The sequence below is a fragment of the Mesorhizobium sp. M0496 genome (assembly GCF_040321205.1).
Lineage (GTDB): Bacteria > Pseudomonadota > Alphaproteobacteria > Rhizobiales > Rhizobiaceae > Mesorhizobium.
On sequence record NZ_JAMYRC010000001.1, the window covers coordinates 360,990 to 381,988 of the forward strand.

A 20,999-nucleotide genomic window follows, 5' to 3' on the forward strand; every position below is an offset into this window, starting at 1 on the left:
CTGGGGCCGTTCGTTTGAAGAACCGGATTGTCCTCTTTGGTTTGGCCAGCCTGGGCTTGGTATGTTTCGTTGCAGCAGGCGGCTATCTCTATTTCAGATCATTCTCGCCGGACCGCGATAAGTATCCCGTCAGAGGCATCGACGTCTCTCATCATCAGGGCCAGATCGACTGGCGGCGTGTAGCCGCCGATGATGTCGCCTTTGCCGTCATCAAGGCGACCGAAGGCGGCGATCATGTCGACGATGCCTTTTCTACCAATCTGCGTGAGGCCCGCGCCGCCGGTCTGGCTGTCGGCGCCTATCATTTCTTCACCTTTTGCCGGTCTGGCGCCGACCAGGCCAAGAATTTCATCTCGGTGGTGCCGCACGATCAGCCGCTGCTGCCGCCGGTCGTCGACATCGAGTTCGGCGGCAACTGTCCGCAGCGGCCGACGCCGGAGCAACTGAGCACTGAACTGGCCGCATTCCTCGGCCCCGTCGAGACGGCGTTCGGCAAGCCGGCGATCGTCTATCTGACCGACGAGGCGGCACAGATCTTTGCCGGGCGCATCGCTGCCCGCCGGCTCTGGCTTCGCTCCTTGCTTCTGGAGCCGGACCGCGACGACTGGGTCTACTGGCAATACCACAACAGGGGCCGCGTCGACGGCATCAACGGCGATGTCGATCTGAATGTGCTGCAGGGTGGGGCGGCCATGTTGGCCGCGCTGTCCGCGCCACCACGCTGATAAGTCTGCCGACACCCGTCTCTGTTTCTGCAAAAACAGCCTCTATGTCCGCAGAAACGCCGCTATCTGACTGAAAACGCTGACGAACATCGCTTCGGTCAGCACACCGGTATTGGTGTTGTAGCGTGAGCAGTGATAGCTCGAAAACAGCGTGATGCCGTCGGCCGGCAACTGTCCGCCATGCTTGAACGGATAGGCGGCGACGCGCCCGCCCAGCGCCCGCACGGTCGACTGGTGCGCGATCGATCCCAGTGCCAGCACGGCGCGCAGGTTGGGGAACCGGGCGATCGTCGGCACCAGGAACGTCCGGCACGTGGCAATCTCGGCGCCTACAGGCTTGTTCTCAGGCGGCACGCAGCGCACCGCATTGGTGATCGCGGTGCCGACAAGCTCCAATCCGTCGTCGGGCCTGGCCTTGAATTCACCGCGCGCAAACCCGTGCGAAATCAGCGTCGAGTAGAGCAGGTCACCGGCAAAGTCGCCGGTGAATGGACGCCCTGTGCGGTTCGCCCCGCGCAGCCCGGGCGCCAGCCCGACGATTAGTAATTGAACCGCGGCGTCGCCCTCCGGCGGCAAAAAAGTCGGCACCGGGGCGTTGAACCAGGATGGTTCGCGCTGCCGCCACTCGGCGATGAAGTCATGCAGCCGTGGGCAGAGCGGGCAGTCGCGGCTGGGTTCGGGGGAAGAAGGGGCGGTCAAGACGACCGGCCTCAATAGTCGTCCTCGTCGACTTCGGCGGGCTCGGGCCTACGCACCGGCCGCTCGGACGGATCTCGGCCAACCTCGTTCTTCAGTGTCGTCAGGTCGATGAAATGGTCGGCCTGGCGGCGCAGATCGTCGGAGATCATCGGCGGCTGCGAGGCCATCGTCGAGACGATCGAAACCTTGCGGCCGCGCCGCTGCAGCGCCTCGACCAGCGTGCGGAAATCGCCGTCGCCGGAAAAGATGACGTAGTGGTCGACGACATCGGCGAGTTCCAGTGCATCCACCGTGAGCTCGATGTCCATATTGCCCTTGATCTTGCGGCGGCCGGTCGAGTCGGTGAATTCCTTGGCCGGCTTGGTGACGACCTTGAAGCCGTTATAGTCGAGCCAGTCGATCAGCGGGCGGATCGAGGAGTATTCCTGATCCTCGACCAGTGCGGTGTAATAATAGGCGCGCAGCAGATAACCACGCTTCTGGAAGCTCGCCAGAAGCTTGCGATAATCGATGTCGAAGCCGAGCGCGCGCGACGTCGCGTAGAGATTGGCGCCGTCGATGAATAGGGCGATTTTTTCACGAGGGTCGAACATGGAAAATATTCCTTCTCGAAATAAACGGCCGTCTAAACGAAATGCGATAGCGACGTTCGGTCAGGCTCATAATAAACCGGCTGACCTCTACGCCATTCGAGATAGCGCCAGTTTCGCGGCAATCCAAGGGCGTGTTGCGGCACCGCAAGCAATTGTGATCGGAACACCGAACGCGTAAAGCGCAGGCTGGTTTTGCGGAATCGGGTGTCTGACCGAGAGATTGGGCGCCCTGCGGCCCAGCCATTGCCATGATGCTTGTATTTTGGCGGCGTTCGGGTTATGGACCGCGCCTGTTTTCCATCAAATCCATCGCATGAAAGGGGCATCCATGGCCCGCGTAACCGTTGAAGATTGCATCGACAAGGTCGACAACCGCTTCGAGCTGGTGCTGTTGGCCGGCCACCGCGCCCGGCAGATCAGCCAGGGTGCGCCGATCACCGTGCCGCGTGACAACGACAAAAACCCGGTCGTGGCGCTGCGCGAGATCGCCGACGAGACACTGTCGCCCGACGACCTCAAGGAAGATCTGATCCATTCGCTGCAGAAGCATGTCGAGGTCGACGAGCCCGAGGCCGATGGCGAGGCGATTGCCGATCAGACCGGCGCCGCCGTTGCGGCCACCGACGCCGATGACACCGAAGAGAACATCACCTTCGACCGGATGACCGAGGAAGACCTCCTGGCCGGCATCGAGGGTCTGGTGCCGCCGGAAAAGAGCGACGACTACTAAGCGAGCGCTCTGGACCTGCCTGGAATACGTTTCCGGCACTTCCGTCCAGTCAGTTTCGTGGCTATCTATGAGGTGCGCCGTACGCTAGTGCGGCGCATCAATCATTTCAGCACCGCGAGATTCCGCCCATGATGCGTCAGTATGAGCTTGTCGAGCGCGTCCAGCGCTACAAGCCTGACGTCAACGAGGCGCTGCTCAACAAGGCCTATGTCTATGCCATGCAGAAGCATGGCCACCAGAAACGTGCTTCCGGCGATCCCTATTTCTCGCATCCGCTCGAAGTTGCCGCCATCCTCACCGAAATGCACATGGACGAGGCGACGATCGCGGTCGCCCTGCTGCACGACACCATCGAGGACACCACGGCGACGCGGGCCGAGATCGACGATCTGTTCGGCCCCGAAATGGGCAAGCTGGTCGAGGGCCTGACCAAGCTGAAGAAGCTTGACCTCGTATCGAAGAAGGCCGAGCAGGCGGAAAACCTGCGCAAGCTTCTGCTGGCGATTTCGGAAGATGTCCGCGTGCTTCTTGTCAAGCTCGCCGACCGCCTGCACAACATGCGCACCCTCGACCATATGCCGGAGGCCAAGCGCCTGCGCATCGCCGAGGAGACGATGGACATCTATGCGCCGCTGGCCGGGCGCATGGGTATGCAAGGCATGCGCGAGGAGCTGGAGGAGATCGCCTTCCGCTTCATCAATCCTGAAGCCTATCGCGCCGTCACTGCACGGCTTGTCGAAATCTTCGAGCGCAACAAGGGGGTGCTGACGGACATTGAAAAGGCGCTGTCCACGCTGTTCGAGAAGCATGCGATCAACGCCAGCGTGAAGAGCCGCCAGAAGAAGCCGTGGTCGGTCTTTCGCAAAATGGAGGCGAAGGCGCTGTCCTTTGAGCAGCTGTCCGACATTTTCGGCTTCCGCGTCGTCGTCGATACGGTCGAGGACTGCTACCGGGCGCTTGGCGCCATCCACACCGCGTGGTCGATGGTGCCGGGCCGCTTCAAGGATTACATCTCGACGCCGAAGCAGAATGACTACCGATCGATCCACACCACCATCGTCGGGCCGTCGCGCCAGCGCGTCGAACTGCAAATCCGCACCCGAGAGATGAACAAGATTGCCGAATACGGCGTTGCCGCCCATTCGATCTACAAGGATACCGGCGGCAAAACGAACGGTGCCGCCCACGCGATCTCGAAAGAGACCAACGCCTACGCCTGGCTGCGGCGCACCATCGAGCAGCTTGCCGAGGGCGACAATCCGGAAGACTTTCTCGAAAACACCAAGCTGGAACTGTTTCAGGACCAGGTGTTCTGCTTCACCCCGAAAGGCATGCTGATTGCGCTGCCGCGCGGCGCGACACCGATCGACTTTGCCTATGCGGTGCACACCGATGTCGGCGATACCTGCGTCGGTGCCAAGGTCAACGGTCGCATCATGCCGCTGATGACGGAGCTGAAGAACGGCGACGAGGTCGAAATCATCCGCTCCAAGGCGCAGGTGCCGCCGGCGGCGTGGGAATCGGTCGTCGTCACCGGCAAGGCGCGCTCGGCCATCCGCCGCGCCACCAAGAACGCCATCCGCAAGCAGTATTCGGGTCTCGGCATTCGCATCCTGGAACGCGCCTTCGAACGCGCCGGCAAGACTTTCACCAAGGAGAGCCTGAAGCAGGTGCTGCACCGGCTGGCGCGCAAGGACATCGAGGATGTGCTGGCCTCCGTCGGCCGAGGCGAGCTTGCCTCCGCCGACGTCATGAAGGCGGTATTCCCCGACTACAAGGACGAGCGCGTCACCACGGCCGCACCCAAGCCGCGCGAGGAGGGCTGGTCGAAGATCCGCAATGCCGCCGGCATGCTGTTCCAGATTCCGGGCCGCGCCGCGCGCAAGGACAAGGATCAGCCGCGCGACGGCGCCGTGCCGATCCGCGGCGTGCGTGGCGACTTGCCGGTGCGTTTCGCCCCGGAAGGGGCAGTGCCTGGCGACCGCATCGTCGGCATCGTCCAGCCGGGCACCGGCATCACCATCTATCCGATCCAGTCGCCGGCGCTGCAGGCTTTCGACGACCAGCCCGAGCGCTGGATCGACGTGCGCTGGGACATTGACGAGCGCACCAAGGAGCGCTTTCCGGCGCGCGTCTCGGTCACCGCCATCAATGCGCCGGGCTCGCTCGCCGATATCGCCCAGGTGGTTGCGTCGAACGACGCCAACATTCACACGCTGTCAATGGTGCGCACCGCGCCCGACTTCACCGAAATGCTGATCGATCTCGAAGTCTGGGATCTGAAGCACCTCAACCGGCTGCTGTCGCAGCTCAAGGACAATTCGAGCGTCAGCGATGCAAGGCGTGTGAACGGGTGAATAGTGAATAGTGAATAGTGAATAGTGAATAGTGAATAGTGAAAGAAGGTGCTCACTACCATTCACCATTCACCATTCACCATTCACCATTCACCATGGTCATGGAGCAAACAATGAACACTGATGAAGTGCTGGGCATTTTCCGCGAGGCCGGTGCTGTTCTGGAAGGGCATTTCATTTTGACCTCGGGCCTGCGCAGTCCGGTCTTCCTGCAGAAGGCGCGCGTGTTCATGCATGCCGACAAGACCGAGCGTCTGTGCAAGGCGTTGGCCGAGAAGATCCGCGCTGGCGTGCCAGGCAAGATCGACTACATCGTCGGCCCGGCGATCGGCGGGCTGATCCCGGCTTACGAGACTTCGCGCCATCTCGGCGTGCCGGCGATCTGGGTCGAGCGGGAAGGGGGCGAGTTCCGGCTGCGCCGTTTCGAGATCGCCAGGGGCGCGCGTGTCGTCATCGTCGAGGACATCGTCACCACCGGCCTGTCGATCCGCGAGACCATCGAGTGCCTGCGAGAGCTTGGCGCCGAAGTGGCTGCCGCCGCCTGCATCATCGACCGTTCGGCGGGCAAGACTGATGTCGGCGTGCCGCTGATCGCACTCGCTGAATATGAGGTTCCGGCCTATCCGGCCGACCGGCTGCCGCCGGAGCTGGCCGCCATCCCGGCGATCAAGCCCGGCAGCCGCAACATCTGACGAGGAGGCGGTGATGATCACCGGCATCGATCATTTCGTGCTGACCGTCGCGTCGCTGGAAGTGACCTGCGCCTTTTATCAGCGCGTGCTGGGCTTTGAACGCATCGATACGCCGGGCCGGCCGACGGCGCTGGCTTTCGGCGATCAGAAGATCAACGTGCATGAGATCGGCCGCACCTTCGAACCGAAGGCCAGGGCGCCGACGCCCGGCTCGGGCGACTTCTGCCTGATCACCGACCGGCCGCTGGACGAAGTCAGCACCCGTGTCGCGGCCAACGGTGTGGTGGTGGAACTCGGTCCGGTCGAACGTGCCGGCGCCCGTGGCCCGATGATGTCGATCTATTTTCGCGACCCGGACGGCAATCTCGTCGAGGTCAGCGAATACGAACGCGGCAAGACCTGAAGGTCTGATCTCGAATGGCTACAAGCTTCAATCCACCCGGGATCTGGCAGCCTTTCGGTGCATTTTCGATGCTGAAAATCCAGGGGTCAGGTCAGACCGTTCATCTCAAGGGACAGGTTTCTCTCGACAGAGAGGGCCAGATCGTTGGCAAGAACGACATGCGCGCTCAGGTCCGTAAGACATTGGAAAACATTCAAGCGGTTCTCGTATCCGTCGGCGGCACGACGGCCGACATCATCTCTTTGGCCCAGCATGCCACCGATATAGAACAGTTCTTGGCCGCGGCTGACATTCGCAAGCAGTTTTTCGCCGAACCGTTTCCGGTCACCACCACCGTGCAGGTGGTACGCCTCTATCACCCTGACTTGCTGATCGAGATCACGGCGATTGCGGAAATTCCTCGCGACCGGTTCAGGCAGCCGTAGAACATTCACAATCTGCGGGATGGTTACGGGCCTTCCTCAAATCCGCCGTGATTGTACTATGTTGGGCAGCCCAACGCCGATCTCGAGTGCCGCAAGCGACCCAGCGCCGCCAGCCCGTCGGTTGTTCTTCGGCCGGCCCGTCGCTATATCAAAGTCATTGTTGCCTTTAGGCGACCGTAAAGCGCAGGATATGGCTGTCGTACCCCGGCTTGGAATGGCTGGGGTGGTGGTGTTGGTGAACCAGGAATTGGACCAGAGTGCTTTTTCGACGCCGCAAGCCTGATGGCCTTTTCGACCGGGTGCGCACCTATCTTTGGCCGCGCCGCTCGTTTTCACGCTCGCTTCAATATTTTTCCAAGCGCATCCTGCGGCTGAAGGCCACACCGCATGCGGTGGCGGCCGGCGTCGCTGCCGGTGTCTTTGCTTCGTTCTTTCCCGTCGGTTTCCATTTCATCATCGCTGCCGTCGTGTGCTGGGTGATCGCCGGCAATCTGGTGGCGGCGGCGCTTGGCGCGGTGTTCTTCGGCAATCCGCTGACATTTCCGCTGCTGTGGGGCGCCTCCTGGGAAACAGGCAAGCTCATCCTGCATGACCGCCTGCCGCAGCACGGCCCGCCGGCACATCTGGGCGAGATGCTGCACAACCTGTCCTTTGCGCAATTGTGGAAACCTATCCTTGAGCCGATGCTGATCGGAGCGGTGCCGCTCGGACTGGTCTTCGGGCTCTTGTTTTATGCCATCACGCGATGGGGCATGAACGCTTTCCGCGAGCAGCGGCGCAAGCGCCTGGCCGAGCGCGCAAGCCGGCATCAGCAATCGTCTCATCCCAGCGCAAGCATCGGTTCCGCCGCACGATGATCATCGGCATCGGCAGCGACCTGATCGATATCAGACGCATCGAGAAGTCGCTGGAGCGTCACGGTCAGCGTTTCATCCAGAGAATCTACACCGACGTCGAACAGGCCCGCTCCGAGAACCGCCGGGCGCGTGCGGCGTCCTACGCCAAGCGCTTCGCTGCCAAGGAGGCCTGCGCCAAGGCGCTGGGCACCGGTCTGGCCCAGGGCGTGTTCTGGCGCGACATGGGTGTCGTCAACCTGTCCAGCGGTGCGCCGACCATGGCGCTGACCGGAGGGGCACAGGCGCGGCTGGCCAAAATCCTCCCCAAGGGCCATCGGGCGGCGATCCACCTCACCATCACGGACGATTTCCCGCTCGCTCAAGCCTTTGTGATCATCGAGGCGTTGCCCGTCGAAGAAGCGCCACATTGATTGCATCTGACGACCGGCATTGACGTTGCCCAGCGCGCGCCGAGACTCTATACCATCCAACGCACAATCGAGGACGACATGAGCGTGGCTGAAAAAACTGAGAAGAAATCCGGCGGCCTTGGCGAGACCGTCAGCGTCATCGTCCAGGCGCTTTTGCTCGCCCTGGTCATCCGCACGCTCTTGTTCCAACCCTTTTCGATCCCATCGGGATCGATGCGGCCGACGCTTCTGGAGGGCGACTATCTGTTCGTCACCAAATGGTCCTACGGCTATTCGCGCTATTCGCTGCCCTTCGGCCCCGACATTTTTTCGGGCCGCATCTGGGGCTCCGAGCCCAAGCGCGGCGACGTGGTGGTGTTCAAGTTCCCGCCTGATCCGTCCATCGACTACATCAAGCGCGTGGTCGGCCTGCCGGGCGATAAGATCCAGGTCAAGGACGGCCAACTGTTCATCAACGGCGTCGGCGTGCCGCGTGTGAAAACCGGCCAGATCGACAATCCCGACATCACCGAGGAATCGCGACCTATCGATGTCTATCGCGAGACCTTGCCCAACGGCGTCAGCTACGACACGCTCGACCTGAATTCGAACTCGATTGGCGACAACACGCGCGAATTCGACGTGCCGCCTGGCCACTATTTCATGATGGGCGACAACAGGGACAATTCCGCCGACAGCCGTTTCACCGTCGGCTACGTCCCCGAGGAAAATCTGGTTGGCCGCGCCAATCTTGTTTTCTTCTCGATCGCCGGCAAGGCGAGCCCGCTCGAAATCTGGAAGTGGCCGTCGCTGATGCGTGCTTCGCGCCTGTTCCACTTCGTCAATTGATGGCTTTGAAGCGCCCGACAGGCGAAACACTGGCCGGTTTGGTCAAGGCCAAGACCGGCCATGTCTTCCAAGACATCCGCTTGCTCGAAACCGCCTTGACGCATTCCAGTGCGGTCAAGGCGGCAAGCAACAACCAGCGTCTCGAATTCCTTGGCGATCGCGTGCTTGGGCTTGTCGTCGCCGATATGCTTTTTGAAAAGTTCCCTGACGCGCCGGAGGGTGAAATCGCGCCGCGCTTCAACGCACTGGTCGATGCGAAGACATGCTCCGAGATCGGCATCGAAATGCAGCTCGAGGATCTGGTCCGGGCCGACGCTGCCTTGAAGATGCGGTCGCGTGGCTCGGGCGGAAACTATCTGGCGGATGCGGTCGAAGCTCTGATCGCGGCGGTTTACGTCGACGGTGGCATCGACGCCGCGCGGCGGTTCGTCCTGCGTTATTGGGAACCGCGCTCGCGGACGGTCGTGGCAAAGCCGCTCAATCCGAAATCCGATTTGCAGGAATGGATTGCCAAGACCAGCGATGCGCGCCCCGAATATGTAATCGAAAAGCGCGAAGGGCCGGACCATCAGCCTATCTTCACGGTTTCCTTGCAGGTCCGCGGCTTTGCGCCGATAAGCGGCACCGGCGGCTCGCGCAGGGCCGCCGAAGAAGCGGCGGCTTCGGCATTTCTTTTGCGCGAAGGCGTCTGGGCCACCGCACCGGCCCAAAAAACGGAGGGCGCGCGGCGCTCTAATGAAGGGAGCGCGGCATGACCGCCACCGAAGAACCGGCAACGGAAGCTGCCCCCACGCATTCCGGCTTCGTCGCGCTGATCGGCGCGCCCAATGCGGGCAAGTCGACGCTGGTCAACCAGTTGGTCGGCGCCAAGGTGTCGATCGTCACTCACAAGGTGCAGACGACCCGCGCCATCGTGCGCGGCATCGCCACGCATGACAATGCGCAGATCGTTTTCGTCGACACGCCTGGCATTTTCAAGCCGAGGCGGCGGCTCGATACGGCGATGGTAACCACCGCCTGGGGCGGCGCCAAGGACGCCGATATCGTGCTGCTTCTGATCGATGCCGAGCGCGGCATCAGGGGCGACGCCGACGCCATCCTCGAACGGCTAAAGGATGTGCGCCAGCCGATGGTGCTGATCCTCAACAAGGTCGACCGCGTCAAGCACGAGGCGCTGCTGGCCTTGTCGGCGGCAGCGAACGAAAGGGTGCCGTTCAAGCGCACCTTCATGGTTTCGGCGCTCACCGGTTCCGGTTGCAAGGACGTGCTCGACTATCTCGCTGAAACGCTACCCGTCGGTCCCTGGTACTATCCCGAGGACCAGATTTCGGACCTGCCGATGCGCCAGCTGGCCGCCGAGATCACCCGCGAAAAACTTTATCTCAGGCTGCATCAGGAACTGCCCTATTCCTCGCATATCGAAACCGAGAAATGGGAAGAGAAGCCGGACGGCTCGGTGCGCATCGACCAGACCATCTATGTCGAGCGCGACAGCCAGAAGAAGATCGTGCTTGGCCACAAGGGCGAAACCATCCGCGCCATCGGCCAGGCGGCGCGCATGGAAATAGCCGGCATTCTCGAACAAAAGGTGCACCTGTTCCTGTTCGTCAAGGTGCGCGAGAACTGGGGCGACGACCCCGAGCGCTACCGCGAGATGGGGCTCGAGTTTCCGCGCTAAAGCAGGATCCCGAGCCGAAGGTCCGCGCAGCGAAAAGCGGAACCGGTTTTCGGAAAAGACCATGCTCAACAAATCCGCTCCCGATCCATGGACAGCAAGCTGAACATCGACACAGCGCTTGTCAGCCGATTGATCGCCACGCAATTCCCCCGCTGGAAGGATCTTGCGGTCAGGCCGGTCGAGTTTGGCGGCTGGGACAACAGGACCTTTCATCTCGGTGACGAGATGACCGTGCGGTTGCCGAGCGCCGCGGCCTATTCCCTACAAGTGGAAAAGGAGCATCGCTGGCTGCCAAGGCTGGCGGCTCTGTTGCCGCTGCCGATCCCCGTGCCGCTGGCGATGGGAGTTCCGGCTGAAAACTATCCCTGGCATTGGTCCGTCTACCGCTGGATCGAAGGCGAGACGGCAAAGCGCGAGCGTATCGCCGGCCTGTCGCAATTCGCGGCGGATTTGGCCGCGTTCCTGGTTGACTTGCAGCGTATCGATCCCACCGGCGGACCGGCGCCGGGACAGCACAACTTCTTTCGCGGCGGACCGCTCAGCGTCTACGATGGCGAAACCCGGGAGGCGATCGCCGCCCTCGACGGCAAGATCGATACCGACGCCGCAAGTGCGGTGTGGGAAGCAGCGCTTGCCGCGACATGGCACGGTGCGCCGGTCTGGTTCCACGGTGACGTCAGTTGGGGAAACCTGCTGGTCAGGCAAGGCCGGCTGAGCGCGGTGATCGACTTCGGAACTTCGGGCATCGGTGATCCCGCCTGCGATCTGGCGATTGCATGGACGCTGTTCGAAGGCAAAAGCCGGGAGATGTTTCGCGCTGGTCTTTCGGCTGACGAGGCCATGTGGGCACGGGGTCGTGGCTGGACGCTGTGGAAGGCGCTGATCACGATGGCCGGACACATCGGCGTGAATCCCGTCGAGGTTGAAAAATCCCGACATGTAATCGATGAAGTGCTTGTCGATCACGCTCAGCGGGCTTGAGGCGCCTGGTCGATGCGGCCAAAAACCCCGAGCGGTTTCTGAAAGATTTCGGATAGCTCCATAGGGCATATTGTTCGGCGGCCTCGCCGTTGCGGGCACGATCTGCCTCCATTCGCGCAGCCAACTCACATAGATCGTCTTCGGCGCTTGGCCGCTGTCACAATCGGCAACGCGACAGCGCTTTGGGAGTTTCGATCGCCTCGGCAAAATGGCGGTTGGCCTGGCGGGCACCATCGATGCTTCATCACGACGATAGAGCGCGATCATTCAGATGAATGTCATCTGGCGATGGAGAGCAGCGGCAGGAATCAGTTCGATTTCCACGAAAACGAGGTAGATATTGCGAATTTGACCGCCATAGCGGAAATTTGATGCGTTGAAGTATAATTAGCCGCGAAAGAATCCGCGTATATATTGAATATATGACGTTGTGCCGATTGTGCCATTCGCAGCGTGCATAAGTGTTATTTGTGCAACACAGCGTTATTCTGTTATCTGAATCGGAGTTATTTCAAAAATCGTCATTGAAGGCGGAAGACCGATGGGTATGTTCGCGACCGAAAAGGGGGAGCGGTGCGAGCCCTTTTCACTGTGGGGGTGAGGCGGGAAAACATTGCCGCCAGCCACAAATCCGAAGCCATTTTAAAACTATGACTGGAGAGGTCAGCAAATGAATATCAAGAGCCTCCTTCTCGGCTCAGCCGCGGCACTGATCGCGGTGTCCGGCGCTCGTGCCGCGGACGCTGTCGTCGTCGCCGAACCGGAACCGGCCGAATACGTCAAGATCTGCGACGTCTACGGCGCTGGCTACTTCTACATTCCGGGCACCGAGACCTGCCTGCGCATCGGCGGCTACATCCGCTATGACGCCAGCTTCGGCGACGGCAATCGCGTGCTGGACGGCACCAAAGCCATCGATTCCCAGGATGGCGGCATCAACGATACCTGGAACAAGAACGCGCGCTTCACGCTGAAGACCTGGACGGGCCAGGAAACCGAACTCGGCACGTTGAAGACCTACACCGAGACGCGCTTCAACTTCGGTAGCGTTACCACGGCCAAGGGCGCAGATGGCTTCGCGATCGACAGCGAAGCCGGCAACAAGGCTGCCGATCTGCATTTCGCCTGGATCCAGCTTGGCGGGTTGCGCGTCGGCAAGGACGAAACGGCCTATGACTCCTTTATCGGTTATGCCGGCAACGTCGTCCAGGACACGATCATTCCTTACGGCCTCAAGGACACCAACCTGATCAGCTACTACTTCGATGCCGGCAACGGCTTCTCGGCGGTGGCCTCGCTCGAAGAAGGTTCGGGCGCCGAGACCATCGACAGCTACGTTCCGCATGTCGTGGGCGGTGTAAAGTACAAGGGCGACTGGGGTGCGGTCACCGCGGTCGGCGCTTACAACAGCAACTGGGAAGAATGGGCTGGCAAGGCTCGCCTCGACATCAAGGCGACCTCGGATCTGACCCTGTTCGCCATGGTGGGCTACGGCACCGACGATAACAAGGCGACCAACTTCTACAAGCCATGGACTGGCAACTTCGCCGTCTGGGGCGGCGGCACCTACACCGTCAACAAGAAGGTCCAGCTCAACGCCCAGGTCTCCTACACCGACTTCCAGGACTTCGCGGTTGCCGCGAACGTCGCCTACACCATCGTCCCCGGCTACACGATCACGGCCGAAGTCGATTATTTCAAAAATTTCGACGACAAGTTCGAGGATGGCGTCGGCGGCATCGTTCGCTTCCAGCGCTCGTTCTAACGGATCGACCGACCTTACCAAACCACCCGCAGCACATCGCTGCGGGTGGTTTTTGTATGCTGATGTGAGATGTCGGCTTTCCGGGCGCCAAACCCAACCCTTGATTTCGCCATCCAACAGGTGAAATGCTCTTGGCATGGAATGGCGCGACGAGGGAATCATTCTCGGCACCCGCAAGCATGGCGAAACCAGCGCCATTCTCGAGGTGATGACACGCGCGCATGGCCGTCATCTCGGCCTTGTTCGTGGCGGCCGTTCGCGCAAACAGCAGCCCGTGCTCCAGCCCGGCAATCGCGTCGACCTGTTATGGCGGGCGCGGCTTGACGAGCATCTCGGCACGTTCCAGGCCGAGGCGATCGAGATGAATGCCGCCCGGCTGATGGACAGCGCCGTCGCCGTCTATGGACTGCAGACCATGGCGGCGCATTTGCGCTTGTTGCCCGAGCGCGACGCGCATGAAGGTCTCTACCAAACGCTTGCCGTGATGATCGCCCATCTCGACGATGCCGATGCGGCCGGCGAACTGGTGGCGCGATTCGAGCTTCTGGTGCTGGACGAACTCGGCTTTGGTCTCGATCTCACTCAATGCGCCGCCACCGGCACGCGCAAGGACCTGGCCTATGTCTCGCCGAAGTCGGGTCGCGCGGTATCGCGCGAAGCAGGCTTGCCATGGCGCGACAAGATGCTGGCCTTGCCGGCCTTTCTGCAGCGCGGCTCCGGCCTGCGCGCCGATCCGGCAGCGGTCGACGATGCCTTCCGGCTGACCGGTTTCTTCTTAACCCGCCACGTCTATGAGCCGCGCGGCATAGAGCCGCCCGACGCTCGCGCCGGCTTCCTCGCCGCATTGCGCAAACACGACGCGCGCGGCAAGGCCATTGTCGGCGAGGACGCTGCCAGAGAAATCATCACATGAGCGAGGTCGAACTTTATCCGGGCCGGGTCTCGCCGCTCGGCCTCGGCACCATTCCGCATGCCGATATCCTGAAATACAGCGGCTTGGAGCTGCTGCAGCGCATCATCGACGGCAAGTATCCGGCGCCGCCGATCTCTTTCCAGCTCAGCTTCGCGCTGACTGAAGTGTCGGAAGGCCGTGCCGTGTTCCGCGGCGTGCCCAATGAGCGCCACCTCAACCCGCTGGGCGGCGTGCATGGCGGCTGGGCGGCGACGCTACTCGATTCGGCACTGGCCTGCGCCGTGCAGACGCTGCTCGTCAGGGGTGAGGCCTATACGACGGCCGAGTTCAAGGTGAATTTAACGCGGCCCATCACACCGAAAACCGGCGAGGTGGTCTGCGAGGGCAAAGTCGTCCACAAAGGCCGCACGTTGGCCGTCTCGGAAGCTACGTTGAAGGATGCCGGCGGCAAGCTGCTGGCTTTCGGCACCGAAACATGCTCGATCTTTCCAGCGGCCAATCTGGCGGCACGTTGAGTTTTGCGGCCGTTTGGCCGCCGCATTTGAGTGTCAGTGAGACTGAACGTCAGTGAAAACTGGCCTGGTTTGGGGGAACCGCCATGTTTGAAAGCCTGATCGGCCTTGTCGCCATCATCGCCTTGTTCGTCATCATTTCGCGTCAGCAAAGCCGCATTGGCCTTATCGAGCGCGAGCTTGGCGCGCTGCGCAGCCTGGTTCTTTCCGGCGCCGTGCCGCCCGCGGCCAAGCCGTCCGAACAGGCCGCGCCCGATAGTGCGCCCGCTGATGTGGCTCCGGCCGCTGTGGCAGCGGCCGACATTCCCTCGCCCGTGATAAGCGAGCCGGTCTCCGCACAGGCGCCAGCTATGGAAGCGGAAGCCTCGACTGGTGAGGTCGTGTCCGGGCCATGGACGCCAAGCGAGGCGGCGCCGAAGGCAGCGGAACCCGCCGTAGCGGCGAAAGCCGCGCGCCAGTCGGATGTCGAAACCGCGCTTGGCATCCGCTGGGCGGTCTGGGTCGGCGGCATCGCCCTGGCGCTGGGCGGCCTGTTCCTGATCCGCTACACCATCGAGGCCGGCATTTTCGGTCCGGGCGTGCGGCTGACCATGGCTGGGGTGCTCGGCCTTGTGCTGGTCGCCGGCGGCGAATTCATCCGCCGCACCGGCTTCAAGGTGCCGGTGCAAGACGCTGCCGGCGCCTATATTCCAGCGATCCTGACGGCTGCCGGTGCCTTCATCCTGTTCGGCACCGTCTATGCCGCGCATGGCATTTACGGCTTCATCGGCCCGGCACTTGCCTTCACGCTGCTCGGCGCCATCGGCGTGGCGACGATCGCAGCCGCCCTTGTCCATGGTCAGGCGCTGGCCGGCATCGGCCTCGTCGGCGCCATGGTGACGCCGGTGCTGGTCGCCTCGCAGGCGCCCAATCCCTGGGCGCTGTTCGGTTATCTCGTGATCGTGCTCACCGCCACCGGCATCATCGCCCGCATGCGCGACTGGAAGGCGCTGATGGCGGCTGCCTTTTTCGGCACCGGTGCCTGGACCATCCTCTACATGACCGATGCACCGGGGGCGAACCTCTCCGCCATCCTGTTCATCGACGCCGTCACGCTCGCCGTGCTTGCTTTTGTCTGGCTCGCTCGCCGTGGCGATGAAGCCGGCCCAGCCACGGTTTTCGATTGGCCGTCCATCGTGCCTGGGCTGTTCGTCGCATTCTCGGCGCTGGGCCTGTCGGTCGACCCGGTCTTCGCCGCCGCCGGCTATGCCTTGCAGGGCGCGGTGGTGATAGCCGCGATGGTGGCCGTCGCGCTCTATCGCCGGCTGGCGCTGCCGCTGCTTTATGCAGCCGGACTGGTCACGGTGCTGATCTATCTCGGCATCATCCCGCCAACGTTGATCGCTTCCGATTTTTCGGGCGGTGCCCTGGGCGTCGATGGACTGCCCGTGGCCACGTCCAATGCGCTGACATTGCGCATCGGCATCGCACTTGGCCTGGTCTTCATCGGCGCCGGCTTCTGGGCCGCGCGCAGGTCCGCCGGCGAGACGCAGATCCGCGCGGCCTCATGGGCAGCGTGGGGCGTCATCGTCCCGCTGGTCATCCTGCTGGCACTCTGGTTCACCTTCGGCAATCTCGACCTTGACTTTGTCTACGCCGCCGTCGCGGCATTGCTGGTCGTGGTTTTCGCCGCTGGCGGCGAGTGGATCGCGCGGGCCGAAGAACCGCCGCTCAAGGGCGGCGTCGCGGTGTCGTTTGCCTTGGGCGGTGCGGCCGTCGCCGGCCTGCTGCTAATGCATATGGCTTTCGATTCCGGCTGGACCACCATCCTGCTCGGTGCGGCGGCCATCGTGCCGGCGCTGGCCACGCGCTGGCGCTCCTATCCGGTGCTCGGCTGGATTTCGGTCGGCGCGGTGATCGCCGTGCTTGGCCGCGTCGCCTTCGACCCGACCATCGTCGGTGCGGAGTTCCTCTCCACGACACCGGTGTTCAACTGGCTGTTGCCGGGCTACGGTGTGCCGGCCCTGGCCTTCGGCTTCGCCGCCTGGCAACTCGCGCGCACCACCCCCACACCACCAATGGCTGGCAATGGCCGGCCGCGCCTCGCCATGGAAGCGGCGGCGGCACTGTTTGCGCTGCTCACGCTCGCCATGCTGGTGCGCCATGCCATGCATGGCGGCGTCATCGACACGGGTGCCATGACGCTGGCTGAACAGGCGATCTACACGCTGATCGCCATCGGCGCCGGCGCCATCCTGGTCGCCATCGATATGCGTTCGCCAAGCTCGGTGCTGCGCTATGGTTCGATGGCCGCCGGTGTGATCTCGGTCGCCTTCATCGTTGTCCGGCATTTCGTGGTGCTGAACCCTTTATTCACAGACGAATCAACAGGCCGGATCCCGGTGTTCAACCTGTTGTTCCTCGCCTATCTCTTGCCGGCGGTCGCCGCCGGCGGGCTAGCGCTCTATGCCAGGGACAAGCGGCCGAAATGGTATGCGCAGATGCTGGCCGTGGTGGCGGCCGTGCTTGCCCTGGCCTATGCCACACTGTCGGTCAGGCGGCTGTTCAAGGGCGAGTTCATCGGCTTGTGGAGCGGGCTCGGCCAGTTGGAGACCTACACATATTCGGCGCTCTGGCTGATCATCGGCGTCGCGCTGCTCACCGCCGGCGTCTGGCTGAAGTCGCAGGTGCTGCGCATTGCCTCCGCCGCGCTGATCGCGATCGCCGTGCTGAAGGTCTTCATCTTCGACATGTCGGAGCTGGAAGGCGTGCTCAGGGCACTGTCCTTCATCGGCCTCGGTGCGGTGTTGATCGGCATCGGTCTGTTCTACCAGCGGCTTTTGACGCGGGCGGCTAAGTCCGAGATTGGGTAGGTTCAAGCCAGGTCGGTCTGCGAAAAATCGTTGCCCTTGTAGAGCAGCGGTATCCGGTGAGCCTTAGCACACGCGTAACTGAAGCAATCTCCGAAATTCAGCTTGGCGGGATGGCCCAAATATCGACCATAGTCGCGGGCGGCTTTGATGGCGAGTTCGCGGATGCGTGCATCTATTGGTATCTCTACAGCCCTAAGCTCGGCCAGGAAGCCTACAACGATCGTTTGGCACCGATCGATTAAGACTGCTGGTGTCAGGGCTTGGTCGCCGTTTTCCGCCAGGGATGTACTGCGGGCTATCCCAACGATCGCTTCGAATGCGGAGCTCGGAGAAAAATAGAGCTTGTCGGCACTTTCAGCTTTTTTTAGCAGACTGTCCGCATCTGCCTCCTGCAGGAGGATCGCGATGATAGCCGAAGCATCAAGGAACATCAGGTTCTCCCCATCCTTCGTCCATGAATTTTTTCATGTCGAAGTTCGGGTCACGAGGACCAAGTGCGCTTGCAGCGTCCTGAAACTTCTTGATGCGCTCACTCAATGGAAGGACGGCGTTCGTCCGTTCAAGCTCGCGCTTGAGAGCAATCCGGACCGCTTCCGTCTTTGTCGGCGCCTTGATCGCAGACTGTAACTGGCGAGCCAGCGCGTCGACCTCGTCATCACGGATGTAAAGAGACATACTCGGGTTCCTCGTCAGAGGTATATCTTAAATTGAATATACGGAATATACGATTTTGAATATACATTCTCCCGGGCGGATTTTCAATTCTGCCGGACGCGTTTTCGTCTATCGTGCGGAAAAGACGAGATACCCTCTCCGTTTTCTGCCGGGGAATAAAACGGTCGGTCATGTCGTTATCTCATTGCTTGGGTGACCGGGGCGGCGGACCGCTTCGCGCTGGCCGCTTGCGCCGCGCCGAGAAGACGCGTTCAATCGAGATCAACAAGGCGACCCCAGAAACAGCGGTCATGGACGAAAAGAAGGCTGCAATCCTTGGCGAAATACCGCGCCTGCGCCGCTACGCACGCTCGCTTTTGCGCGACGGCGACGCTGCCGACGACCTCGTCCAGGATTGCCTCGAGCGGGCGCTTGTGCGGCTCGACAATTGGCAGACAGGAGAAAGCCCCCGGAGGTGGCTGTTTACGATCATGCATCATTTGTTCATCGACCAGATGCGCAAGGTGAACCGTCGCGGCGAAGCGGCGATGCTGCCGTTGGAAGCCGGCGAGGCCGTTGCCCAGCCGGCCGAGCAGATGGAGAGCATCGCCTCGCGCGAGATCATCGACGCGTTGCAGGCGATCAGCCCCGACCGCCGCGCAGCCCTTGTCATGGTTGCCATCGAAGGTTTTTCCTATGCCGAAGCCGCCAACATTCTAGGCGTGCCTGCCGGCACGCTGATGTCGCGCATTGCGCGCGGGCGCGAGGAATTGCGCGGGTTGCTGGACGACACAGCGCGGCGCCGTGCGATAAGGATCGTCGAGAAATGATCCGTCGTGACTTCTCCGAACGTGACATCCACATGGCGCTCGATGGCGAGTTGCCCAGCGACGAGCGCGCCGCTTACGATGCCTGGCTCGACGCCAATCCCGAGATGAAGGCCAAGAGCGCTCGCTTCACTGCCGATCGGACGGCGTTGCGGACCGCCTTCGCCGGCGTGTTGGACGAACCCGTGCCGGCGCGGTTGCGCAAGGTCGTGCTTGGCGAGCCATCGGCCAGGGCAGCTATGCCACGCTCACGCTGGTGGTTTGCCGCTGCAGCTGCAGTGCTTCTGGTCGCCGGCGGGCTTGGCGGTTACCTTGCCGGCATCGACGGCATCGGGCAGGAAGACCCTGCGGAAGATCGGCTGGCCGAGCAGGCAATCGCGGCCCATGTCATCTTTGCCGCCGAAAAGCGGCATGCGGTCGAAGTGCCGGCCAGCGACAAGGACCATCTGCAAACCTGGCTGTCCAACCGGGTCGGGCTGAAGCTGGTGGCGCCGGACCTGACCGCGAACGGTTTCCAGTTGATCGGCGGCCGGCTGTTGCCGGCGGGCGAGAGCAAGGCCGCCATGCTGCTATACGAGGACGGCAATGGACAGCGCATATCTCTCTACGTCACGGCGGAATCGGCGGAAAATGCCAAGGGAACCTATGCATCGGCGCAAGACGGTCCCCGGGCCGTCTACTGGCTGGACAAGGGCTATGGCTGCGCCGTCGTCGGCTCGCTGCCGCGCGAGCAATTGGCCGTTGTGGCAAAGAGCGCCTATGGCCAGCTTTTGGCCGGCCTGGCCGGTTGAACAGCCGCCGCTTTTGATGGCAACACCGATCTATATTGGTGATCTGGTTCAACGCGTTTTTACATCGCCGACTGCCGTCGAATCTGTCACAATTCGGCCCTATTCGAGGTGCGATAGCGCTTTCTGGCCGTCAGTATTTCGGCTGATGTCTTGAACGTTTTCGAGTAGGGCATTTCCCCACCAATCGAGGTTTTCTCAAGCCGCATGCCTGCCGAGATCCGCACGGCCCGCGCATCTGACGTCGATGACCTCGCCGCCATCGAGAAAGCTGTTTTCTCAAGCGACCGCATTTCCCGTCGCTCCTTCCGCCTGTTCATCGAGCGCGAAACCGCCGAGACACTGGTCGCGGAAGTCGATGGCCGCCTGGCCGGCTATGCGATCGTGCTGTTTCGCAAGGGCAGTGGCGTGGCGCGCCTCTACTCGATCGCTACCAGTCCGTTTTTCGGTGGGCTGGGTGTTGGCCGCGTGCTGCTCGGATCCGCCGAAGACGCCGCCTTCGAGCATGACCGCATGATGCTGCGTCTCGAGGTGCGCGAGGACAACAGCCGCGCGATCCGGATCTACGAACAGGCCGGCTATCGCAAGATCGGCCGCGAACCCGGCTACTATGAGGATGGCGAGACGGCACTGCGCTATGAAAAAACCCTGCGCGGCGACATTCCGATCGGCACCAAGGTGCCGTTCTATCAGCAGACCTGCGAATTCACCTGCGGCCCGTGCTGCCTGATGATGGCCATGGCCAATTTCGATCGTGGCTTCGTGCCGGATCCGATCATGGAAATCCGCCTGTGGCGTGAGGCGACGACCGTCTTCATGATGTCGGGCCCCGGTGGTTGCGAACCGTTCGGTCTCGCTGTCTCGGGGTACGAAAGCGGGCTTGCGGCGGAGATCTACGTTTCCTTCTACGGCGCGCTGTTCCTGCAATCGGTGCGCAGCGAGGACAAGCGCCGGGTGATGGAACTGGCCCAGGTCGACTTTCGCCGGCGCGCGGAACTTTACGGCATCCCGGTGAATTACCGTGCATTCACCATCGACGATATCAGGGCCGCGATCGCTCAGGGGAAACTGGTGCTGGTGCTGATCAGCGGCTTCCTGATGTTCGGCAAGAAGGTGCCGCATTGGGTGCTGGCGATCGGCGATGACGGCGACCATATCCTGATCCACGATCCTTGGGTCGAGGACGAAAGGCAGGAGACCATCCTTGATGCCGCCAACATTCCCGTGCCTTACGGCATCTTCATGAACATGGCGCAGTTCGGCCGCGACGGACTGCGTGCCGCCATCACTCTGGGAAAGCGCTGATAACA

General features: G+C 62.0%; 23 protein-coding genes. 19 read left to right on the top strand and 4 right to left on the bottom strand.

The features are described from left to right. Positions 1-14 precede the first annotated feature (14 nt). Positions 15-725: a glycoside hydrolase family 25 protein gene (locus NKI73_RS01725; protein ID WP_352626891.1), complete on the top strand. Its 711-nt coding sequence runs from the start codon at positions 15-17 to the stop codon at positions 723-725. Positions 726-767: 42 nt separating this feature from the next. On the opposite strand, the gene NKI73_RS01730 is transcribed toward NKI73_RS01725, so the two are convergent. Together NKI73_RS01730 and NKI73_RS01735 are read right to left on the bottom strand one after the other, a co-directional pair. Then, positions 768-1,424, bottom strand: a complete 657-nt coding sequence (locus tag NKI73_RS01730) for a uracil-DNA glycosylase (protein ID WP_352626892.1) — start codon at positions 1,422-1,424, stop codon at positions 768-770. Positions 1,425-1,435: 11 nt separating this feature from the next. After that, entirely contained in the window at positions 1,436-2,017 is a 582-nt protein-coding gene (locus NKI73_RS01735; protein ID WP_023762095.1) for a LabA-like NYN domain-containing protein, read from the bottom strand. Positions 2,018-2,345: 328 nt separating this feature from the next. Between NKI73_RS01735 and rpoZ the strand changes: the two genes are divergently transcribed. The 15 genes from rpoZ to NKI73_RS01810 all read left to right on the top strand — a co-directional run bounded on the left by rpoZ (position 2,346) and on the right by NKI73_RS01810 (position 17,420). Continuing rightward, complete coding sequence (gene rpoZ / locus NKI73_RS01740) at positions 2,346-2,747, top strand: DNA-directed RNA polymerase subunit omega (RefSeq protein ID WP_023762094.1); 402 nt, start codon at positions 2,346-2,348, stop codon at positions 2,745-2,747. Between the two features lie 128 nt (positions 2,748-2,875). After that, positions 2,876-5,104 (top strand): RelA/SpoT family protein, encoded by a 2,229-nt coding sequence (locus tag NKI73_RS01745; protein ID WP_352626895.1) that lies wholly within the window; start codon positions 2,876-2,878, stop codon positions 5,102-5,104. Between the two features lie 113 nt (positions 5,105-5,217). Then, positions 5,218-5,796 (top strand): orotate phosphoribosyltransferase, encoded by a 579-nt coding sequence (gene pyrE, locus NKI73_RS01750; protein ID WP_352626897.1) that lies wholly within the window; start codon positions 5,218-5,220, stop codon positions 5,794-5,796. Positions 5,797-5,806: 10 nt separating this feature from the next. Then, a complete protein-coding gene (locus tag NKI73_RS01755) occupies positions 5,807-6,199 on the top strand; it encodes a VOC family protein (protein WP_352626899.1) in 393 nt (130 codons plus the stop codon). Between the two features lie 14 nt (positions 6,200-6,213). After that, positions 6,214-6,624, top strand: a complete 411-nt coding sequence (locus NKI73_RS01760; RefSeq protein WP_352626901.1) for a RidA family protein — start codon at positions 6,214-6,216, stop codon at positions 6,622-6,624. Positions 6,625-6,881: 257 nt separating this feature from the next. Continuing rightward, complete coding sequence (locus NKI73_RS01765; protein ID WP_352626903.1) at positions 6,882-7,481, top strand: DUF2062 domain-containing protein; 600 nt, start codon at positions 6,882-6,884, stop codon at positions 7,479-7,481. Further along, entirely contained in the window at positions 7,478-7,891 is a 414-nt protein-coding gene (gene acpS / locus NKI73_RS01770) for a holo-ACP synthase (protein WP_352626905.1), read from the top strand. Before NKI73_RS01765 ends, acpS begins: the two co-directional genes overlap by 4 nt. Before the next feature lie 78 nt (positions 7,892-7,969). Next, positions 7,970-8,719: a signal peptidase I gene (gene lepB / locus NKI73_RS01775; RefSeq protein WP_352626907.1), complete on the top strand. Its 750-nt coding sequence runs from the start codon at positions 7,970-7,972 to the stop codon at positions 8,717-8,719. Beyond that, complete coding sequence (gene rnc / locus NKI73_RS01780) at positions 8,719-9,474, top strand: ribonuclease III (RefSeq protein WP_352626908.1); 756 nt, start codon at positions 8,719-8,721, stop codon at positions 9,472-9,474. The genes lepB and rnc overlap by 1 nt, the downstream gene beginning before the upstream one ends. Continuing rightward, positions 9,471-10,397 carry a GTPase Era gene (gene era, locus NKI73_RS01785; protein WP_352626909.1) on the top strand — a complete coding sequence of 309 codons (927 nt, stop codon included), beginning with the start codon at positions 9,471-9,473 and terminating at the stop codon, positions 10,395-10,397. The genes rnc and era overlap by 4 nt, the downstream gene beginning before the upstream one ends. An 87-nt stretch (positions 10,398-10,484) precedes the next feature. Further along, entirely contained in the window at positions 10,485-11,378 is an 894-nt protein-coding gene (locus tag NKI73_RS01790) for an aminoglycoside phosphotransferase family protein (RefSeq protein WP_352626911.1), read from the top strand. 670 nt (positions 11,379-12,048) lie between these two features. Next, positions 12,049-13,143, top strand: a complete 1,095-nt coding sequence (locus tag NKI73_RS01795; RefSeq protein ID WP_352626912.1) for a porin — start codon at positions 12,049-12,051, stop codon at positions 13,141-13,143. A 136-nt stretch (positions 13,144-13,279) separates the two neighbouring features. Beyond that, positions 13,280-14,056, top strand: a complete 777-nt coding sequence (gene recO / locus NKI73_RS01800; protein WP_352626913.1) for a DNA repair protein RecO — start codon at positions 13,280-13,282, stop codon at positions 14,054-14,056. Next, positions 14,053-14,571, top strand: coding sequence for a PaaI family thioesterase (locus NKI73_RS01805; protein WP_352626914.1), 519 nt, complete (start codon positions 14,053-14,055; stop codon positions 14,569-14,571). Before recO ends, NKI73_RS01805 begins: the two co-directional genes overlap by 4 nt. Positions 14,572-14,654: 83 nt before the next feature. Beyond that, complete coding sequence (locus NKI73_RS01810; RefSeq protein ID WP_352626915.1) at positions 14,655-17,420, top strand: DUF2339 domain-containing protein; 2,766 nt, start codon at positions 14,655-14,657, stop codon at positions 17,418-17,420. Between the two features lie 2 nt (positions 17,421-17,422). On the opposite strand, the gene NKI73_RS01815 is transcribed toward NKI73_RS01810, so the two are convergent. Beyond that, positions 17,423-17,851: a type II toxin-antitoxin system VapC family toxin gene (locus NKI73_RS01815; protein WP_352626916.1), complete on the bottom strand. Its 429-nt coding sequence runs from the start codon at positions 17,849-17,851 to the stop codon at positions 17,423-17,425. Further along, positions 17,841-18,095: a type II toxin-antitoxin system VapB family antitoxin gene (locus NKI73_RS01820; RefSeq protein ID WP_023762078.1), complete on the bottom strand. Its 255-nt coding sequence runs from the start codon at positions 18,093-18,095 to the stop codon at positions 17,841-17,843. The genes NKI73_RS01815 and NKI73_RS01820 overlap by 11 nt, the downstream gene beginning before the upstream one ends. A 290-nt stretch (positions 18,096-18,385) precedes the next feature. Here NKI73_RS01820 and NKI73_RS01825 point away from each other — a divergent pair, with 290 nt between their 5' ends. The 3 genes from NKI73_RS01825 (at position 18,386) to NKI73_RS01835 (ending at position 20,994) form a co-directional block, all read left to right on the top strand. Then, a complete protein-coding gene (locus tag NKI73_RS01825) occupies positions 18,386-18,904 on the top strand; it encodes a sigma-70 family RNA polymerase sigma factor (protein WP_352626917.1) in 519 nt (172 codons plus the stop codon). Next, positions 18,901-19,692: an anti-sigma factor family protein gene (locus NKI73_RS01830; RefSeq protein ID WP_352626919.1), complete on the top strand. Its 792-nt coding sequence runs from the start codon at positions 18,901-18,903 to the stop codon at positions 19,690-19,692. The genes NKI73_RS01825 and NKI73_RS01830 overlap by 4 nt, the downstream gene beginning before the upstream one ends. 204 nt (positions 19,693-19,896) lie before the next feature. Then, positions 19,897-20,994, top strand: a complete 1,098-nt coding sequence (locus NKI73_RS01835) for a peptidase C39 family protein (protein WP_352626921.1) — start codon at positions 19,897-19,899, stop codon at positions 20,992-20,994. The last annotated feature ends 5 nt before the right edge of the window (positions 20,995-20,999 follow it).

What these genes read in the sequence shown, in the direction of transcription:
- NKI73_RS01735 (WP_023762095.1), bottom strand. Translation starts at nt 2,017, where the DNA reads ATGTTCGACCCTCGTGAAAAAATCGCCCTATTCATCGACGGCGCCAAT.
- rpoZ (WP_023762094.1), top strand. Translation starts at nt 2,346, where the DNA reads ATGGCCCGCGTAACCGTTGAAGATTGCATCGACAAGGTCGACAACCGC.
- NKI73_RS01745 (WP_352626895.1), top strand. Translation starts at nt 2,876, where the DNA reads ATGATGCGTCAGTATGAGCTTGTCGAGCGCGTCCAGCGCTACAAGCCT.
- pyrE (WP_352626897.1), top strand. Translation starts at nt 5,218, where the DNA reads ATGAACACTGATGAAGTGCTGGGCATTTTCCGCGAGGCCGGTGCTGTT.
- NKI73_RS01760 (WP_352626901.1), top strand. Translation starts at nt 6,214, where the DNA reads ATGGCTACAAGCTTCAATCCACCCGGGATCTGGCAGCCTTTCGGTGCA.
- acpS (WP_352626905.1), top strand. Translation starts at nt 7,478, where the DNA reads ATGATCATCGGCATCGGCAGCGACCTGATCGATATCAGACGCATCGAG.
- lepB (WP_352626907.1), top strand. Translation starts at nt 7,970, where the DNA reads ATGAGCGTGGCTGAAAAAACTGAGAAGAAATCCGGCGGCCTTGGCGAG.
- rnc (WP_352626908.1), top strand. Translation starts at nt 8,719, where the DNA reads ATGGCTTTGAAGCGCCCGACAGGCGAAACACTGGCCGGTTTGGTCAAG.
- era (WP_352626909.1), top strand. Translation starts at nt 9,471, where the DNA reads ATGACCGCCACCGAAGAACCGGCAACGGAAGCTGCCCCCACGCATTCC.
- NKI73_RS01790 (WP_352626911.1), top strand. Translation starts at nt 10,485, where the DNA reads ATGGACAGCAAGCTGAACATCGACACAGCGCTTGTCAGCCGATTGATC.
- NKI73_RS01795 (WP_352626912.1), top strand. Translation starts at nt 12,049, where the DNA reads ATGAATATCAAGAGCCTCCTTCTCGGCTCAGCCGCGGCACTGATCGCG.
- recO (WP_352626913.1), top strand. Translation starts at nt 13,280, where the DNA reads ATGGAATGGCGCGACGAGGGAATCATTCTCGGCACCCGCAAGCATGGC.
- NKI73_RS01805 (WP_352626914.1), top strand. Translation starts at nt 14,053, where the DNA reads ATGAGCGAGGTCGAACTTTATCCGGGCCGGGTCTCGCCGCTCGGCCTC.
- NKI73_RS01810 (WP_352626915.1), top strand. Translation starts at nt 14,655, where the DNA reads ATGTTTGAAAGCCTGATCGGCCTTGTCGCCATCATCGCCTTGTTCGTC.
- NKI73_RS01815 (WP_352626916.1), bottom strand. Translation starts at nt 17,851, where the DNA reads ATGTTCCTTGATGCTTCGGCTATCATCGCGATCCTCCTGCAGGAGGCA.
- NKI73_RS01820 (WP_023762078.1), bottom strand. Translation starts at nt 18,095, where the DNA reads ATGTCTCTTTACATCCGTGATGACGAGGTCGACGCGCTGGCTCGCCAG.
- NKI73_RS01825 (WP_352626917.1), top strand. Translation starts at nt 18,386, where the DNA reads ATGGACGAAAAGAAGGCTGCAATCCTTGGCGAAATACCGCGCCTGCGC.
- NKI73_RS01830 (WP_352626919.1), top strand. Translation starts at nt 18,901, where the DNA reads ATGATCCGTCGTGACTTCTCCGAACGTGACATCCACATGGCGCTCGAT.
- NKI73_RS01835 (WP_352626921.1), top strand. Translation starts at nt 19,897, where the DNA reads ATGCCTGCCGAGATCCGCACGGCCCGCGCATCTGACGTCGATGACCTC.